This is a genomic window from Herbiconiux moechotypicola, assembly GCF_024979255.1.
GTDB classification, from domain to species: Bacteria; Actinomycetota; Actinomycetes; order Actinomycetales; family Microbacteriaceae; genus Herbiconiux; species Herbiconiux moechotypicola.
The window spans coordinates 22,060-39,968 of the sequence record NZ_JANLCN010000008.1 but is presented as its reverse complement, the minus strand read 5'-3'; the positions used below and the strand labels follow the sequence as shown (position 1 = coordinate 39,968).

Annotated in this window: 15 protein-coding genes; 5 read left to right on the top strand and 10 right to left on the bottom strand. The window is 71.1% G+C overall.

The genetic code is table 11. The features are described 5' to 3' along the window. Positions 1–6: 6 nt before the first annotated feature. Positions 7–411 carry a VOC family protein gene (locus tag N1031_RS13380; protein ID WP_259480194.1) on the top strand — a complete coding sequence of 135 codons (405 nt, stop codon included), beginning with the start codon at positions 7–9 and terminating at the stop codon, positions 409–411. A gap of 22 nt (positions 412–433) precedes the next feature. Here N1031_RS13380 and N1031_RS13375 read toward each other — a convergent pair whose 3' ends face one another. The 3 genes from N1031_RS13375 to N1031_RS13365 form a co-directional block, all read right to left on the bottom strand. After that, positions 434–910 (bottom strand): type II toxin-antitoxin system VapC family toxin, encoded by a 477-nt coding sequence (locus N1031_RS13375; RefSeq protein ID WP_259480193.1) that lies wholly within the window; start codon positions 908–910, stop codon positions 434–436. A 52-nt stretch (positions 911–962) separates the two neighbouring features. Beyond that, positions 963–1,199 carry a type II toxin-antitoxin system Phd/YefM family antitoxin gene (locus N1031_RS13370; protein WP_259480192.1) on the bottom strand — a complete coding sequence of 79 codons (237 nt, stop codon included), beginning with the start codon at positions 1,197–1,199 and terminating at the stop codon, positions 963–965. A gap of 141 nt (positions 1,200–1,340) precedes the next feature. Continuing rightward, the gene (locus N1031_RS13365) at positions 1,341–2,114 is read right to left on the bottom strand and encodes a hypothetical protein (protein ID WP_310795699.1); all 774 of its coding nucleotides are present in this window, start codon (positions 2,112–2,114) and stop codon (positions 1,341–1,343) included. A gap of 132 nt (positions 2,115–2,246) precedes the next feature. Here N1031_RS13365 and N1031_RS13360 point away from each other — a divergent pair, with 132 nt between their 5' ends. Together N1031_RS13360 and N1031_RS13355 are read left to right on the top strand one after the other, a co-directional pair. Continuing rightward, complete coding sequence (locus N1031_RS13360) at positions 2,247–4,340, top strand: DUF262 domain-containing protein (RefSeq protein WP_259480190.1); 2,094 nt, start codon at positions 2,247–2,249, stop codon at positions 4,338–4,340. After that, positions 4,337–5,185, top strand: coding sequence for a dienelactone hydrolase family protein (locus tag N1031_RS13355; RefSeq protein WP_259480189.1), 849 nt, complete (start codon positions 4,337–4,339; stop codon positions 5,183–5,185). The genes N1031_RS13360 and N1031_RS13355 overlap by 4 nt, the downstream gene beginning before the upstream one ends. A 278-nt stretch (positions 5,186–5,463) precedes the next feature. Here the strand turns inward: N1031_RS13355 and N1031_RS13350 are convergent, their stop codons facing one another. Next, positions 5,464–6,270, bottom strand: coding sequence for an alpha/beta fold hydrolase (locus N1031_RS13350; protein ID WP_310795695.1), 807 nt, complete (start codon positions 6,268–6,270; stop codon positions 5,464–5,466). Between the two features lie 40 nt (positions 6,271–6,310). Continuing rightward, entirely contained in the window at positions 6,311–7,996 is a 1,686-nt protein-coding gene (locus tag N1031_RS20455; protein WP_310795694.1) for an HD domain-containing protein, read from the bottom strand. Between the two features lie 52 nt (positions 7,997–8,048). On the opposite strand from N1031_RS20455, the gene N1031_RS13340 reads away from it, so the two are divergent. Further along, positions 8,049–8,540 (top strand): nucleoside deaminase, encoded by a 492-nt coding sequence (locus tag N1031_RS13340; protein WP_259480188.1) that lies wholly within the window; start codon positions 8,049–8,051, stop codon positions 8,538–8,540. Positions 8,541–8,559: 19 nt separating this feature from the next. Here N1031_RS13340 and manD read toward each other — a convergent pair whose 3' ends face one another. Together manD and N1031_RS13330 are read right to left on the bottom strand one after the other, a co-directional pair. Then, the gene (manD, locus tag N1031_RS13335; protein ID WP_259480187.1) at positions 8,560–9,810 is read right to left on the bottom strand and encodes a D-mannonate dehydratase ManD; all 1,251 of its coding nucleotides are present in this window, start codon (positions 9,808–9,810) and stop codon (positions 8,560–8,562) included. A gap of 33 nt (positions 9,811–9,843) precedes the next feature. Beyond that, complete coding sequence (locus tag N1031_RS13330) at positions 9,844–13,035, bottom strand: glycoside hydrolase family 2 TIM barrel-domain containing protein (protein ID WP_259480186.1); 3,192 nt, start codon at positions 13,033–13,035, stop codon at positions 9,844–9,846. A gap of 143 nt (positions 13,036–13,178) precedes the next feature. On the opposite strand from N1031_RS13330, the gene arfA reads away from it, so the two are divergent. Further along, positions 13,179–14,687, top strand: coding sequence for an arabinosylfuranosidase ArfA (arfA, locus tag N1031_RS13325; protein ID WP_259480185.1), 1,509 nt, complete (start codon positions 13,179–13,181; stop codon positions 14,685–14,687). Between the two features lie 135 nt (positions 14,688–14,822). Here arfA and N1031_RS13320 read toward each other — a convergent pair whose 3' ends face one another. The 3 genes from N1031_RS13320 to N1031_RS13310 all read right to left on the bottom strand — a co-directional run bounded on the left by N1031_RS13320 (position 14,823) and on the right by N1031_RS13310 (position 17,870). Then, entirely contained in the window at positions 14,823–16,133 is a 1,311-nt protein-coding gene (locus N1031_RS13320) for an ABC transporter substrate-binding protein (protein WP_259480184.1), read from the bottom strand. A 68-nt stretch (positions 16,134–16,201) separates the two neighbouring features. Further along, the gene (locus N1031_RS13315; protein ID WP_259480183.1) at positions 16,202–16,999 is read right to left on the bottom strand and encodes a carbohydrate ABC transporter permease; all 798 of its coding nucleotides are present in this window, start codon (positions 16,997–16,999) and stop codon (positions 16,202–16,204) included. Between the two features lies 1 nt (position 17,000). Then, positions 17,001–17,870, bottom strand: a complete 870-nt coding sequence (locus N1031_RS13310) for a carbohydrate ABC transporter permease (protein WP_259480182.1) — start codon at positions 17,868–17,870, stop codon at positions 17,001–17,003. Between the last annotated feature and the right edge of the window lie 39 nt (positions 17,871–17,909).

Genomic DNA, 17,909 nt, shown 5'->3' with positions numbered 1-17,909 from the left:
GGTGCCATGACAGTCTCACTCAGCCACGTGCACGTGCTCGTCGACGACCCCGACGCAGCCCTCTCCTTCTACCGCGACGTCCTCGGCCTCGAGGTGCGCAACGAGGTGGCCAACGACGGCTACCGCTGGATCACCCTCGTCACCCCCTCGCAGCCCGAGATCGAGATCGTGCTCTCGCAGCCGCAGGCGGGCCGCTCCCCCGAAGACGGCGCCGCGCTGGCCGCCATGCTCGCCAAGGGCGAGCTGCCCGGCGTGCTCTTCCGCGCCGACGACCTCGACTCCACCTTCGAGCGCGTGCGCGCGTCGGGTGCCGCCGAGATCCTCCAGGAGCCCACCGACCAGTTCTGGGGCGTGCGCGACGCCGCGTTCCGCGACCCCGCCGGCAACATGCTCCGCGTCAGCCAGGCCTGACGCCGCCAGACCCGCCCCGCGGTCAGTCCTCCAGTTCCACCTCGATCACCGAGAGCCCGCGGATGCCACGGAAGTCCCGCGGATTCGCCGTCACCACTGGCAGCCCGTTGGCCATCGCCACCGACGCGATCAGCGCGTCGTAGGCCCTGGCCCCGGGCTTCCGCCCCGACGCCCGCAGCCCGGCGGCCACCACCCCGAACATGCGCGCGGCCGCCGCGTCGAACGGGAGCGGCTCGAAGTCGGCCTCGGCCTGCTGCAGATGCGCCTGCCGCGCGGCCCGGCTCACGTCGTCGCGCGCGACGTGGGGCCCGACACTGAGTTCGGCCAGGGTGATCGTGCTCACCAGCAGCTCGTCGGGAAGGTGCTCCGGATGCGCGACGCGGCCGAGCAGGATGACCGTGGAGGTGTCGAGCAGACCCGCCTCGCTCACGAGGATCGTCGTCGTCTCGTGCTCATCGGCGTCAGCGTCGGCATCCGGCGTCCGCCGAGGAGCGCTCACAGGTCGGTGCTCACAGTTCGGTGCTCACGATTCGGTGCTCACGATTCGGTGCTCACAATTCGGGGTCGATGAGCGCGTCGATGTCGGCCCGCAACTCGGCGGGATCGACCGCGGGGAGCGCCCGCCGCCGCGCCACGAGCTCGGCCGTCGAGGGCGATCGCCGCGTGAGCGGGCGCAGCTCGGCGACCCGGGTGCCGTCGCTGGTCACCACCAGGGTCTCCCCCCGGCCCACGCGCGCCAGCACCTCACCGCCTCGATTGCGCAGATCACGCACGCTCACCACCGACATACCCCCAACGTATCACCCGTGATACACCCCGTCGAGCGCCGCGATGCACGAAGGGCCGACGCACGAGGGCCCCGGCGCGCGGGATGCGCATCCGGGGCCCTCGCGACCGTCGCCTCAGGAGGCTGACTCGCTGAGAGAGGATCAGGCCTCGCTCATCGCCACCTTCTCGGCCTGACCGCGCGCCGCGAGGGCGGCGGCACGGGCCGCGATGCGGCGGGCCTGCTCGGCCTGGCCCGCATCCAGGGTCTCCTGGTCGACCACGACGCTCTCCACCTTGTTCACGCCGTTGTACTTGGCGATGTAGGCGTCGAGCTCGGGGCCCGATTCCCACGAGGTGATGAGGCAGTACCGCGGCTCGGTGCCGAGGTGGGTGGCGGCGTGCCACAGGCGCTGCGTGTCGATGACCAGCTGGGCGCCGGCGGGGAGGGCGATGCGCGTCTCCTCGCTCGGGTCGGTGCGGTTCTCCCGCAGCACGAAGTAGCTGTCCTTGTCGTCGGTGAGGTTGAAGAACGATCGCACGACCCAGCCGGTGCCGTCGGGGTTCAGGCGGTTGTTGTCGTCCTGGTGGAGGTTGTAGAGGCAGTCGGCGTAGGTGTTCGGCTGCAGCTCGATCACGCGGCAGCGGCCCACGTTCGACCCCGGCTCCTGCGCGCGCGCAGTGAGGGTGGGGGCGATGGCGGTCTGGGAGTCGATCCAGACGCCGTCCTTGTCGGTGCGCGGCGGCTTGTGGTTCCAGAAGCCGTTGCACTCGATGTCGCCCTTGGCGCTGGCGAGGGGCGCGAACCGGGTGTCGCCGGAGGACTTCCAGTCGACGTACTCGATGTCGAGCCATTCCTTGGGGTCGATCTCGCTGCCGTAGCTGTCGAGGACGACGTAGCCGGTCTCTTCGAGAGCGGCGGAGGTGATGTATGCCATGACGGTCGTCATGTCCTTTCGTCGGAGGACCAGCACGTTTTAACAGGTCCAACTAAGGCGAGCCTAACAGCGAGGTTTCGCCGCATCCACAGACCCCGCTCAGCGTGTTGGTCTCCACTAAGCTCGATGCATATGGTCACCGCTCCACGCGCCGCGACGAACGTCGAGGCGACCGCCGTCAACACCATCGCCTGGCTCTCCGAGCCGAGCACCACCATCGTCGTGCCGGTCTACCAGCGGCAGTACCGGTGGGACATCGGCGGATGCGAGCAACTGCTCGCCGACATCCGCGCGGTGGGCGATTCGGCCGAGAACGACCGGCACTTCATCGGCTCGATCCTGTCCTCGGCGGCAGACGGTGCGGCGGCAGGCCGTTCGGCGCCCGACAGCCCGGCGGCCGACGACTCCGAACTCGTGCTCATCGACGGCCAGCAGCGCATCACCACCCTCATGCTGCTCATCGCAGCCCTCCACCACACGGTGCTGCAGGATGCGCGGGGCGGCGCGACCGGCAGCGACACCGAAGCCCCAGCCCCCCTCGCGGCCGAGCTGGAGCGCGTACTGGTGCGCGCATCCGGCCGCACCAAGCTGCGCCCCCACCGCGCCTGGGCCGACGTCTTCGAGAGCGTGGTGCTCGACCGGCGCGACCACGCCGGCGGCGAGCTGCGCGACTCCCGCTTCGACGACAACTACGCCTTCTTCCGCAGCCAGGTGCGGCCGGCCGAGGTGCCCCGCATCTGGCGCGGGCTGCAGCGGCTCGAGCACGTCGCCATCACCCTCGGCGCCGACGCGAACGCGCAGCAGATCTTCGAGAGCCTCAACTCCACCGGCGAGCCCCTGCGCGACCACGAGCTCATCCACAACTACGTGCTGATGGGCCTCTCGCACGAGGAGCAGCGTGAGGTCGAAGAGGAGTTCTGGCTCCCGATCGAGCAGAACACCGGCGAGCAGATCGCCGGGTTCTGGCGGCACTACCTCGTCATGACGACCGGGCGCGAGGTGGTCACCGGCGGCCGCGCGGTCTACGACGTGTTCCGGCAGGTCTTCCCCCGGCTCGACCTCGCCACCCTGCGGGCACACGCCGCCGAGTGGCGCGCGTACTCCGAGGCCTACCGCGTGCTGCTGGCACCCGAGGAGGCACCGGCGGCCGAGGTGGCCCAGCAGCTCGGCTACGTGAACACCTTCGGACGCGGCTCCTACCCCCTCGTCATGCGCGCCTACGCCGACTGGGCGGCGGGCGGCTCGACCACCGACGAGCTGGTCGCCACGCTCGAGCTGCTGCAGTCGCTGCTGCTGCGCCGCTCTGTGTCGGGCCTCCCGCTCGACCGGCTCATCGCCCGGCTCTGCCGAGCGCGCCACGAGGGCCCCGAGCAGCTCGTGCAGGCCATCGCGCGCATCACCCCCAGCGACGAGCGCGTGCGCGTGGCGCTGAAGTACTCCGAGCTGCCGCACGCCTTCTACGTGCTGGGCCGGCTCTCGGGCGTGGAGTCGATCGAGCAGCTCGACGGGCTCGATCTCGAGCACGTGGTGCCGCTCGCCCCGGGCGAGGACTGGTCGGGCGACGGCGAGCGCCGCTGGGCCGACTACAGCGACGACGAGCAGAACAGCCACCGCGCCCTCGCCGCCACCCTCGGCAACCTCGCCCTGCTCGAGCAGCCGCTCGCCGAGGGGGCCTTCGACCGGTCGTTCCCCGAGAAGCGCTCGTTCTACGCCGACAGCGCGCTCGAACCGACGGCGGCCCTGGCCGAGCACAGCACCTGGGGCACGGCCGCGATCGCCCAGCGCACGGTCCGGCTCACCGAGGAGTTCGTGCGGGTGTGGCCGCGGCCCGCGCTCCGCGGCATCGACGACGACGGTCTCACGCCCATCCTCGACGCCGTGAAGCGCCGCGGCTGGCCGCGCGGCTGGGAGCGCGAGTTCGACTACGTGGAGTACCGCGGCGAGCACTGGGAGGTCTACGACGTCAAGTACCTCTTCAACCGCATCTTCAAGCGGCTGTGGGCGGATGCGCGCCCGAGCGTCATCGCCTTCAGCGCCGACCGCGGGGGGCCCATCTACGACTCCCGCGCCTGGAACGGCCACTGGGACACCCTCGACACCGACACCTTCCTCTACATGGGGTGGGACTCGCGGTACATGCTCACCGCCCTGCAGGGCGTGCTCGAGGAGGCGGGCATCGCCTCGGAGGTGTTCGTGAAGTACTCCTACATCGGTGCGGTGATGTGACCGGCGAGCCCCCCGCTTCCGCCGCGAGTGGGAGCTCTCCACCCGTCGGCACGCTCGACGGGTGGACCCGTTCGCGCTTCACCGGACGCGGCCTTCCTGCCGAGCTGCAGCACGACTGCTTCGAGAAGGGCTCCGGGCCCGGAGTTGTACTCATCCCCGAGCTTCCGGGCATCACACCCGAGGTTCTGGGGCTGGCCGAGCACCTCGTGGAGTCGGGGTTCACCGTCGTGGTCCCGTCGCCGTTCGGTCAGCCGGGGCGGCCCGTCTCGGGTGGCTACCTGCTCGGGACGGTGGCGCGCATCTGTGTGAGCGCCGAGTTCCGCGCCTTCGCGGTGAACGCCTCCCGGCCGCTCACGCTCTTCCTCCGTGCCGTCGCGGCCGACCTGGCAGCACGCACCCCCGGCCGCGGCGTCGGCGTGATCGGCATGTGCTTCACCGGCGGCTTCGCGCTCGCCGCCGCCGTCGACGACAGCGTGCTGGCGGCCGTGGTGAGCCAGCCCGCCGCGCCCTTCCCGCTCGGTCGCGCTCGCCAGGCCGATCCGAGCATGTCGGAGGCGGAGCTCTCCCGCGTCGCGGAGCGCGCCTCCGCCGGCGAGGTGTGCGCGCTGGGCCTGCGCTTCTCCGCCGACCGCAACTCCCCGCGCGCCCGCTTCGACACCCTCCGTCGCCACCTCGGCGACGCCTTCGAGATCATCGAACTCGACTCCTCCCCCGGCAACCCGGCCGGCTTCGGCGCCCGCGCCCACTCCGTCCTCACCACCGAGGTGCGCGACCTCCCCGGCCACCCCGCCCTCGCCGCCCGCACCCGCACCGTCGCCTTCCTCCACACCCACCTCACCCCCTGACCCATCCCGCCACCCACCACCACCGGCCCCGCGCAGGCACCATCCCTACCGCCGCCCGCCCCGGCACCCATCACCCCTCGCACGCCCACGCACACCCGCCGCCCACCGCCCGGCGGCCCCGTTCGCAAAGACACGAATCGCGGCATACGCCGCCGCATTCGCGCCGTGGGCGCTCAATCCTGTCTTTCTGAACCCACACCCGGCCGCACCGCGGCGAGAAAGACGGGATGCGCGGGGCGATGGGCGCGGAAGCAGGGCGCGGACGACGGGGACGCGGCTCAGGCGGCGAAGAACGTTGCGGCGCGCGCCGCCCAGGTGCGCACGTCGGCGGCGGTGTGCGACACGTGCAGCTCGGCCTCGGGCAGCAGCTCCACGAGCCGTTCCGCGGTGGAGAGCGGATGCCCGGCGTCGGTCGCCCAGGCGAGCACCAGCGCGGGCGTGGGCACACCGCGCAGCGACTCCGGTGCCGGCAGATCGGACGCCCCGGCCCCCCGGAACACCGACGGCAGCACCTCCTCCCGCGGCGTCGGCCCGGCACCCGGCGACCTCTCCGCGAAGATCGGCGGGGCCGGCGACCGCGCCATCAGATCAGCGAACGCCACCGCCCCCGTCGACTCCACCATGGTCGCGAACTTCTCGTACAGCGCCCCCTGCGAGGCTCGCGTCTCCCAGGCCGTCGGCGGTGCACCGAGCACCACCCGCTCGAACCGCGAGGGCTCCCGCACGAGCGCCGTGAGGATCGTCGCCGTGCCCATCGAGATGCCGAACGCCCGCACGGGCACCCCCGGCGACACCAGCTCGGCCACCGCCAGCAGATCGTCGGCGAGCGCGTCCCATCGGTACGTCTCCGGCTGTGCCTCGCCACCCGACGCACCGTGCCCCCGCGCGTCGTACGAGATCACGCGGTAGCCCGCATCCGTCAGCCCCGCCCAGTCGACGAGGGGGTTCTCCCGGTCGACCGCCGACCCCTGTCCGAGCCCGTGCAGGTTGAGCACGACCGGCCCGTCGCCCGGCCCCTCGTCGAGGTACGCCAGCCGCACCCCACCGATCACGAACTCCCCGCTCGTCCCGCCCGTTCCGCTCACCACATCCCCTTCGTCGCACCCGCGCCCACGCCCGCACCGCTCACAGACTCTGCCCGATGTCCCACAGCCGGTCGGTGCTCCCCTTGAGCGCCTCCCCCACCGCGATGGCCTGCCCGTCGGAGAGCGACGCCACGTAGTCGATCACCCCGCGTCCCCGCCCGAGCCGTTGCAGCGCGGCGGGCGAGCGGTCGTCGAGGCGCTCCGGATGCTCGGCCGCCAGCCGCCGGTACCCCGCGTCGGCGAGGGCCACCATCTCGAGCAGCCGCCGCGGCACGCGCTTGCGGTCGTGGTCGTCGTCGAGCCACTCGGTGAACGCCCCCACGAGCGACACCAGCACCTGGCTGAGCCCGCGCTGGTACATCGCGATGTCGGGCCGGTTGAGGATGAAGTGCTTGTGCACGAACTTCAGCACCTTCACCTCGTGCCAGGCGCGGGTGTCGAGCGTGATGAGCCCCGTGCGCGGCGTGTCGGCGGGAGCGTCGACGATCGAGCGCTCGAGGTACGCGATCCACCGGCTGGTGAAGGCCGAGAGCCGTCGCTCGGCGGCGATCGAGCCGTCGAACACGGTCGACAGCAGCCCCTCCACGAGATCGTCGGTCACCACGGCGACCGCGTCGGCGAAGGCGTCGTCGTCGGCGATCCACGGGTCGTCGCGGTGCATGCGCCGCCGCAGCGCCTCGAGCCCCTCGCCGGCGCGGTTGCGCGTACCCTCGATCTCGAGTTCGGGGGCGTCGAGCATCCGGAGCCCCGCCGAGTTCGCGAGCCACCCGCGGAACTCCCGGGCCACCGCCACCTGGCTGAGGATGCCGGCGCGGTAGAAGTCGTCGACGTCGTGCACCGAGTAGGCGATGTCGTCGGCGATGTCCATCACCGAGCACTCCAGCGTCTGCTGCCCGGGCGCGAGCCCCGGGGCGCAGAGGCGGGCGTCGACGAGGTCGTCCTCGTCGAGCAGGTAGGCCGAGTACTTGCGCACCACGACCTCGCCGTCGACGAGCTTGAGCCCGGGCGGGAGGGCGGAGGCGGATTGCACGACGGCCGACCCCGACCGGGCACCGGATGCGGGGCCTGGCTCGGACCCAGGCCCCAGCCCCGCCCCCGGCCCCGGCCGCGGCCCCGACCCCGGCCCCGGCCCCGGCGACCCCACCCTCGGCGACCACGGGTACTTCGCCACGGCGCTCCGCACGGCCGCGGTGAGGTTGAGCCCCGCGTCGGCCGCCTCGCACACGTCGAGGGTGGTGAGGATGCGGTAGGTCTGAGCGTTCCCCTCGAACCCGTCGGCGAGCCCGAGCGTGCCCCGCGCGATGCGGTTGAGCACGTTCTCACCCAGGTGCCCGAACGGCGGATGCCCGAGGTCGTGCGCACTCGCTGCGGCCTGCACGACCACGGCGTCGCACGCGGTGGCCCCCGCGCTCGTGGTGGTGACGCCGTCTCCGCGCGGCTCCGACCGCGCATCCAGCCCCACCGCGATCGTGCGGGCCACGGCGGTGACCTTGAGGGAGTGGGTGAGCCGGTTGTGGATGAGGGCGCTGGCCCCGGCCTGCGAGATGACCTGCGTCACCGCCGACAGCCGGGAGAAGTACGGCGAGAAGCGCACCCGCTCGAGGTCGACCCTGAATTCGGGGAGCCGCTCGGCCCGCTGCAGCTCGTCGAGCACCTCGGGCTCGCGGCGGGCGGTGCGGGCGGTGCTGCCACGGGACGTGCTTCCGAGGACGGGGGCGGAATCCATCCCCCCAGTCTGCCCTCCTGTCCGCCCCGGCGGGGCATGGCAGGCTGGAGCCATGCCCGAGACTCTCGATGCCCACGACCTCGCACTCCTGCGCCGCAGCCTCCGCGTCGCCGAAGCATCACGCGGGGCCGGGCGGCACCCCTTCGGATCTCTCGTCGTCGCGGCCGACGGCACGGTGCTCGCCGAAGCCGGCAACGACTCGCTCCCGCCCGACGGCGACCCCACGCGGCACGCCGAGCTGGTCGCCGTCGCCACCGCCTTCCGCGCCGCCGGCGGGCCCGACGGCATGGTGGGCTCGACCCTCTACACGAGCGCCGAGCCCTGCGCCATGTGCTCGGGCGCCGCCTACTGGACCGGCATCGACCGCGTGGTCTACGCCCTCTCGGAGCACCGGCTCCTCGAGCTCACCGGCGACCACCCCGAGAACCCCACCTTCTCGCTGCCCTGCCGCGAAGTCTTCGCGCGTGGTCAGCGCCGCATCCTGGTGTCGGGGCCGCACCTCGAAGACGAGGCGGCCGCCGCGCACGAAGGCTTCTGGGTCTGAGCCCGGCGCATCCGCTCGCTCACCAGTCGTGCATCGACCCGTCGAGCAGCCGGTTCACGGGCAGGTACGCCGCCTCGTACGGATGCGCGGCGGCCACGACGTCGTCGTATGACACCCCGAGCCCCGGCGTCTCGCTCGGCATGAGCTTGCCCTCGGCGAACGCGTAGCCGGGCCGGAACAGCTCGTTCGTCGCCGGGCTGTGCTGCATGTACTCCTGGATGCCGAAGTTCGGGATCGCGATCCCCAGGTGCACCGCAGCGGCCAGCCCGACCGGTGACACGTCGGTGGGCCCGTGCACGCCCGACTTGATCTGATACACCGCCGCGTAGTCGAAGATGCGCCGGAGGCCCGTGATGCCGCCGGCGTGCGTGACAGGGCTCCGCACGTAGTCGATGAGCTGCTCCTCGAACAGTTCGCGGTAGTCCCAGATGGTGTTGAACACCTCGCCGATCGCGAGCGGTGTGGTGGTGTGCTCGCGCACCCGCCGCAGGGCGGCCTGGTTCTCGGCGGGTGTGACGTCTTCGAGCCAGAACAGGTCGTAGGGCTCGAGCGACTTGCCGAGCTTCGCGGCCTGAATGGGCGTGAGCCGGTGGTGGGCGTCGTGCAGCAGCGGCAGCTCGGGCCCGAACTCGTTGCGCACGGCCTCGAACACGCCGGGCGCGTGGCGCAGGTACGCCCGCGTGTCCCACCGCTCCTCCACCGGCACGGCGCTGCGGCGTGCCGGCTCGTAGTCGTAACGCGCATCGGTGCCCTCCGCGGTGCCCGCCGAGGCGTTGCGGCTCGACGCGACCCCATACACCGAGGGCAGCCCAGGGATGCCCGTCTGCACCCGGATCGCGCGGTACCCCTCCTCGAGGTGCTCGCGGATGGAGTCATACAGCTCCGGCAGTTCGGCCCCCGAGGCGTGGCCGTACACGAGCAGCCCGTCGCGGCTGCGGCCCCCGAGCAGCTGGTAGAGCGGAAGACCGGCGACCTTGGCCTTGATGTCCCAGAGCGCCGTGTCGACGGCCGCGATCGACGCCATCGTCACCGGCCCGCGCCGCCAGTAGGCGCCGCGGTAGAGGTACTGCCAGGTGTCCTCGATGGCGTGGGCGTCGCGGCCGATGAGCAGCGGCACCAGGTGCTCGGCGAGGTAGGCGGCCACCGCGAGCTCGCGGCCGTTGAGGGTGGCGTCGCCGAGCCCGGTCACGCCGTCCTCGGTGGTGATGCGCAGAGTGACGAAGTTGCGGCCGGGGCTCGCGACGAGCACCTCGGCGGAGGCGATTCTCATGGGCGTCCTTTCAACGGTGAAGGTGGAGCGGGGTCAGAGGGCCGACAGTCTCAGCCTCAGGCGAGCGGGAGCGGCGTGCAACTGAGCGTTGGGCAGAACGCCGGGGCCGCAGGCCGCGCTGCCGAGCCCGTGCGCGGCCACGTCGAGGTGCAGCCAGAGCCTGCCGTCGGGCTCGAGGTCGAGCGGATGCGCGGCCCGCTCGAGCTGCGCATCCGACCATGGGCGTGCCGACAGCTCGATGCCGAGCCGCTCCCGCCCGCCGAGCGACACCTCGGAGGCGTCGAGCTGCAGCCCGGTGCCGTCGGCGAACACGATCCGCGCGTGGGTCACGCCGCGCCGGGCGCCGTTCTCCTGCGGGTGCGTGTAGCGGGTCTGCAGCTCGGCGACGCTGTGGCGGTAGGCCCCGCCGGTCGCGGCGAGCTTCGAGTCCTCGTACGACTCGTCGGGCCCGAGCCCGTGCCAGTCGACCACGGCGGCCTCGGCGTCGGGCACGTCGAGCGCGAGCAGCAGCCCGATGCGCGCCACGCTCTGCGGCCAGCGGCCCTCGGGCTCGATCTCGACGAGCAGGTCGACGGCACCGGCGCCGGCCGAGCCGTCGCCCTCGCCGCCCTCGACAGGCTGCCACCGGTACCGCGTGCGGAACCCGCAGTCCGTGGCGGGCCCTGCCGTGCGCGCGTCGACGACGAGCGCTCCGTCCGCGGCCACCGCGACGCCCGCCTTGCGCTCGACCAGGTTGTCGAGCCCCGCCTCCCGGAACACGGTCTCGTCGGACGGGCCCGTCCACATGCCCGACCGCCGGTCGTTGTCGGTCGGCGCACGCCACCCGTCCACCCGGAAGTCGCTCACCGCACGACCGAACAGCGAGGTCAGCCCTCCCCGCCGGCCGAACGACGCACCCCCGGCGCGGTATCCCTCGACCGCCCCGGATGCGCCCCGCAGCTCCTCGGCCCGGCCCGCGGCCGGTGCGAGTGCGGCCGGCGCCTCGAGCAGCACCTGCCCGGTCGACACCGTGTACTCCCCCGGCGCCCAGAGCGCGTCGAGCGCAGCGTCCCCCGCGGTCCTGGTGGCTCCGGTGGCCTCGTCAGGCCCACCGATCGCGCTCCCCTCAGCGCTTCCCTCGGCGCGCAGCACGGCCCGCAGGGTCCACCACACAGGCGCCGCCGCATCCGCACCAGACCCGCCTCGCGCCGCCTCGAGCAGCGCCAGCGCCTCGACGGGCGGCCGCACCACGGCCGACTCCCCGGCGGCGAGCACGGCGAGCGCGAGCTCCCCACGGCCCAGACTCTCCGCACCCCGGTGCACCTCCCACTCGAAGGCGAGGTGCCCGGTGTCCCTGAAGGCGTAGCGGTTGCGCACGAGCAGCGACCCCGCATCCGGCCCCTCGTCGAGGCGCACGGGCGCGAACACGGCCTTCACCTCGCCGAGCGACGGCGACGGCGTGCGGTCGGGCAGCACGAGCCCGTCGGCGATGAAGGTGCCGTCGTGGAAGCTCTCGCCGAAGTCGCCGCCGTAGCCGAAGAACTCGCGCCCACTGTCGTCGGTGCGCAGGATGCCGTGGTCGATCCACTCCCAGATGAACCCGCCCATGAGCCGCGGGTAGCGGTCGAAGATCGCGTCGTAGTCGGCCAGGCCGCCCGGGCCGTTCCCCATCGCGTGGGCGTATTCGCACTGCACGAACGGCATCGCGCGCCGCCGCGCATCCAGGTCGCCCCGCGCCAGCGATGCCTCGACACCGCGCCCGATCAGCTCGGTCTCCTCGCTCGTGGCGTACATGCGCGAGTACACGTCGACCTCGTCGCTGGAGTAGTCGCCCTCGTAGTGCACGGGCCGCGTGGGGTCGAGCGCCTTGACGGTCTCGACCATCGTGCGGATGTTCCGCCCCCGCCCCGCCTCGTTGCCGAGCGACCACAGGATGATGCTCGGGTGGTTGCGGTCGCGCGCCACCATACGGGTGACGCGGTCGACGAGCACCTCGGTCCAGGCGGGGTCGTCGAGGGGGTTGCCGGTCCAGCCGACGTTCTCGAAGCCGTGGGTCTCGAGGTCGCTCTCGTCGATCACCCAGAGCCCGTAGCGGTCGCAGAGCTCGAGAAAGTGCGGATGCGGCGGGTAGTGGCTGGTGCGCACCGCGTTCACGTTGTGGCGCTTCATGAGCAGCACGTCCTCGAGCATGCGCTCGGCGGTCACGGCTCGGCCGCGCAGCGGGTCGAACTCGTGCCGGTTGACGCCGCGCAGCTTCACGGGGCGGCCGTTCACGAGAAAGACTCCGTCCTCGATCGAGACCGTGCGGAACCCGATCGGCAGCGTGACCGTCTCGGCGGGGGTGGACACCACGAGCTCGTAGAGCCGCGGCACCTCGGCGCTCCAGGGCTCCACGGCGAACGTCACGGTCTCCCCGGCGACGGTCTCGACGCCGAGCTCGGGCACGGTCACACGCACGGCGGGAGTCGCGACCGCGCCGGCCGTGCCGCCCTCGGCCGCATCCGCATCCGCATCCGCCCCCGTCACCGCCACGTCCACCCGCAGCGACCCCAGCCCGGTCGCGGCGTCGTACTCCGCGGTCACCCGCACGTCGTCGAGCCCTCCCGCGGGCCGGTGCTCGAGCGTCACGCTCCGGAAGATGCCCGAGAGCCACCACTGGTCCTGGTCCTCCACGTACGACATCGCCGACCACTTGGTCACCCGCACGGCGAGCAGGTTCTCACCGTCGACGAACCGCCCCGTGAGGTCGATCTCGGTGGGCAGTCGCGAGCCGTGCGACACCGCGATCACCTCGCCGTTGAGCGCCACCTCGAACCACGAGTCGACGCCCTCGAAGCGCAGCACGGTGCGCCCGCCGGCCGGCCATCCGGCCGGCACGGTGAACGGCAGCCGGTACTCACCGGTGGGGTTGTCGTCGGGCACGTGCGGCGGCTCGACCGGGAAGGGGAAGAGCTTGTTCGTGTAGGCCGGGGTGCCGTAGGGCCAGGCGGCGGGCGCGCCCGCGAGCTGCCAGTGCCCCGGCACGGCCAGCCTGTCCCATCCGTCACCCCGCTCGTCCCGCGCCACACCGGTGTCGGGATGCGCGAACAGCGCGAATCGCCACTCCCCGTCGAGCGGATGCACGGCCGCGTCGGAGGCACCGGCCGGCACCCGGGATCGGGCGGCCCTCACTCCCGTGGGCGGCTGAACGGTCTCGTGCGAGATCGTCGCGGCGATCGTCGCGGCGATCGTCTCGGTGGTCGTCATCGGTCCTCCTGCGCGGGCGGGAACGGTCATGGTTCAACGTTGTACTATAGTCGATGCAAACAGTACAACGATGAATTGAGCCGAGCGCGCGCCCGCTGGGGCCCGCGCGTTCGAACGATCAGTCAGAGAGGACCAGCGGACACGTGCATTCCGCCCGCATCGCCATCGACCCCTCGTTCACCGTCGGGCCCGTGCGCCGCGAGACCTTCGGCAGCTTCGTCGAGCATCTCGGCCGCTGCGTGTACACCGGCATCTACGAGCCGGGCCACCCGAGCGCCGACGCCCAAGGCTTCCGCGGCGACGTGCTCGACCTCGTGAAGGAGCTCGGTGTGAGCACCGTGCGCTACCCCGGCGGCAACTTCGTCTCGGGCTACAAGTGGGAGGACGGTGTCGGCCCCGCAGCCGACCGCCCCGTGCGCTACGACCTCGCCTGGCACTCCACCGAGACCAACGCCTTCGGCCTCAACGAGTTCATGGCCTGGACGAAGGCCTCCGGCACCGAGGCGATGATGGCCGTGAACCTCGGCACCCGCGGCATCCAGGAGGCGCTCGAGCTGCTCGAGTACAGCAACGCGCCCGGCGGCACCGCACTGTCGGAGCTTCGCCGCAGCCACGGCGTCGACGAGCCGCACGGCATCACCTTCTGGTGCCTCGGCAACGAGATGGACGGCCCGTGGCAGCTCGGCCACAAGACCGCCACCGAATACGGCCGGCTCGCCGCCGAGACGGCACGCGGCATGCGGCAGATGTTCCCCGAGCTCACGCTCGTGGCGTGCGGCTCCTCGTCGTCGAACATGCCCACCTTCGGCGAGTGGGAACGCATCGTGCTCACCGAGGCCTACGACGAGGTCGACCTCATCTCGGCCCACGCCTACTACCGCGAGGAGAACGACCTCCCGTCGTTCCTGGCCGCGGCCGACGATCTCGACTACTTCGTCGCCTCGGTCGCCGCCACCGCCGACGCGGTGGGCGCCGCCCGCAAGTCGCCGAAGAAGATCGGCATCTCGTTCGACGAGTGGAACGTGTGGTACCACGAGGAGGAGAACCCGGGAATCATCACCGGTGGCGAGTGGCCAGTGGCCCCGCGCATGGAGGAGGACCGCTACACGGTTGCCGACGCCGTCGTGGTGGGCAACCTGCTCATCTCGCTGCTGCGCAACACCGACCGCGTGCACTCCGCCAGCCAGGCGCAGCTCGTGAACGCCATCGCGCCCATCATGACCGAGCCGGGTGGTGCGGCCTGGCGGCAGACGATCTTCCACCCCTTCGCGCTCACCTCGCGCTTCGCCGCGGGCCGGGTGCTGCGGGTGGCCATCGACTCGCCTAGCTACGAGAACGCGCGGTTCGGCTCCTCCGAGCTCGTCGACGCCGTCGCCACGCACGACGCGGATGCGGGCACGATGGCTCTCTTCGTGGTGAACCGCGCACTCGACGCCGCCACGAGCATCCGTCTCGACGCCACCGCCTTCGGCGACGTCTCCCTCGTGGAGGCGCTGACGTTCTCGAACGACGACGTGCACTGGCGCGCCAGCGAGCAGGACTCCACCTCGGTGCTGCCCACCCCCAACCCCACGGCCGCCCTGGCCGATGGAGCGCTCACCATCGAGCTCCCGCCCGTCTCGTGGAGCATGGTGCGCCTCACCGTCGCCTGACCCGCATCCCTCATCCCGCTCAGACGAACGTGGCGGTGGATGGCCCCCTCTGGTGCTCATCCACCGCCACGTTCGTCTTTGCGCGATACGACGAAGGGCCCGGCGCGCGAACGCCGGGCCCTTGCGGGAGAACCGCTACTGGTTGAGCGTCGCCAGCTCGCTCGCCGGGTCGGCCCCGTTCGCGATGTTCTGCAGCACGATGCCGAGGTCGCTCTCGAGTCCCTCGTTGGGCGAGGTGAGCTTGCGCGGGTACTCGGCGTTCTGCAGCGCCTCGGTCACCGCGGCCACGCTCTCCAGCGCGGTCTCGGTGTTGTCGGAGCCGATCTCGGCCGAGATGCCGCTGGCGGCGGGGAAGCCCTGCATGGTGTTCACCCAGATCTGCTGCCCCTCGCCCACGGCCAGGAACTCGGCGAACTTCGCCGCCGCCTCGAGCTTCGCGCCCGAGAGCTCCGAGCTCAGCGCGAGCGCGTAGTCGACGCCCGTGGTGGAGGAGGCCTCGTTGTCGCCGATGGTCGGGAACGGCGCCATGCCCAGCACGTCGTTCTCCACCGCGCTGCCCGGGGTCTCCGAGTTGCCGGCCAGGGTGGCGCTCACGTGCCACGACCCGGTGGGCATGGCGAGCGACTTGCGTGCCATGAAGTAGTCGTCACGCGCCGACGGGTAGGTCGTGGTGGAGGTCGCGCCCTGCTGGAACACGCCGTCGGTGAACAGCCCCTGCCAGGCCTCGGCCGCGGCGATGAGGTTCTCCGAGTCCCAGGCGAGGTCGCCGGCCGCGGCCTCGTAGATGTCGCCGCCGTCGCCGTACTGGTTGCTGAGCCACACGAAGAAGTCGGAGGCGTGCCAGGCGTCGGCCGCTCCCATGGCGAACGGCGTATACCCGGCCGCCGCGGCCTTCTCACTCACGTCGAGCAGGCTCGCGTAGTCGGTCGGCAGGCTGAGGCCGAGCTCGTCGAAGAGAGTCTCGTTGTAGAGGTAGAACTCGCTGCCCGCGGTGAGGATGGGCAGAGCCGCCACGACGCCGTCGGAGTTGGTGGTCGACTCGAGCAGCTCGGGCTTGATGCCGTCGATCCAGTCGGAGGCGTAGTCGGCCGTGTCGAGCGCGTACTCCGAGTAGTCGTCGAACGCCGAGCCCACCTGGATGCCGTACATGTCGGGCACCTCGCCGGCGAGGATGAGGTTGTCGAGCTCGCCGAGGTAGTTGCTCGCGCCGTCGGCGCCCTGGAAGTCGATCGTGATGTCGGGGTTCTCGGCCTCGAACGCCTCGATGATGGGCGCCCACTGCTCGGCCGAGGGGATCCAGGTGTTGTAGGTGAGGGTGACGGTGCCGTCCTCGGCCACGCCGTCGTCACCTCCGCCCGAGCATCCGGTGACCACGAGGGCCGCCGAGAGCGCGATGGCTCCTACGGTGAGGGTGCGCCGCACGGTGCGGCGACGGGGTTCGAACATTGATCCTCCTTGATTGATGAACGGATGGTGCGGGTCGGGATGCGGAACGGGCCGGGATGCGGGGCGGGCTACTTCACCGCGCCGGCCGTGATGCCGGACTGCAGGTAGCGCTGACTGAAGAGGTACACGAGCACCGACGGGATGGTCATGAGCACGAGGCCGGCGTAGAGCTGGCCGATCTGCTCCTGGCTCATGCGCTCGAACTGCAGCAGCGACACCGCCTGGGTGACGGGGTACATCTCGGGGCTCGAGATGAGCAGGTTCGGCAGCAGGTACTCGTTCCAGGAGTAGACGAAGCTGAGCACGCTGATGGTGGCGATCGCGGGGCCCGACAACGGCAGGAAGATGCGCCAGAAGATGCCGAAGGCGCTGGTGCCGTCGATCGTGGCGGCCTCCACCAGCTCCTGCGGGATGCCGTCGAAGTGGCTCTTCATGAGCATGAGCATCACCACCACGTTGAAGGCGACGAGCGGGATGATGACGCCGATGTAGGTGTCACGCAGCCCCAGCCCGTTGATGGTGGAGAACAGCGGCGTGACCACCGAGGCCACCGGGATCGCCAGGCAGATGAGCAGCGCACGGTAGAAGAACTTCTGGCCGAAGAACTTCATGCGCGAAAAGGCATACGCGGCCAGGCACGAGATCACGACGATGACGATCGTGGTGCCGCCGGCGAGCAGGAAGCTGTTGCCGATCGCCGCCCAGTAGTTGAACTGGTCGTGGTTCAGCACCGAGGCGTAGTTGCCCCAGCCGCCCACGGCGAACGACTTCACGATGGCCACGCCGATGGGGTAGAGCCACAGCACGGCGAGGAACCCCAGCACCGTGTACATGATGACGGTGGCGGCCAGACGCTTCTTTCTCATCTCACTTCTCCCTGTTCGACAGGCGCATCTGCACGAGGGCCAGCACGAAGGCGGTCACCAGGATGACGATGCCGATGGCCGAGGAGTACCCGGCCTCGCGGCCCTGACGCTCCTGGTAGAGGAAGGTGCTGAGCAGGTTGGTCGACACTCCGGGTCCGCCCATGGTGGTGAGCCACACGATGTCGAAGGTCTTGAGAGAGCCCACGATGCCGAGGGTGATGAGCACGCTCGTGGTGCCCCGCAGCGACGGGATCGTGATGCTGAAGAGTCGTCTCCACCATCCGGCGCCGTCGAGCTCGGCGGCTTCGTAGAGTTCGTCGGGAATCGACATGAGCCCGGCGAAGTACACCATCATCGAGAAGCCCATCCAGCTGAAGATGCCGATGACGACGATCGACCAGATGCCGAGGTCGGCGCCGAGCCACTGGATGTTGTCGTTGGCCCCGAGGAGGCCGAGCGCGCGGAGGGTCTCGTTGAGCGAGCCGTAATTGGCCTCGAACATGTACTTGAAGACCGTGGCGATGATGGCGGGGGCCATCGCGATGGGCAGGAAGAAGATGGCCTTGAAGATGTTCGACCCGGGGAGCCGCTCCTTGGCGATGACGGCCACGAGGAGGCCGAGGATCGCCTGCAGCAGCACGGTGAACACCATGAAGATGACGGTGTTGCGCAGGGCGATGTAGAACGTGCGGTCCTGGAACATGCGCACGTAGTTGTCGAGCCCGATGAAGTCCATCTTCGTCAGGCCGTTCCAGTCGGTCATGCTCGCATACACGGCGAAGCCGATCGAGTAGTAGAGCAGTCCGCCGGCGATGATGACGATCGGCGCGATGTAGAGGTAGGGGGTCCACCGTCCGGTGAATGACCTCATGCTGCGTGCCTCCTCAGTGCAACGTTGAACTATTCGTCT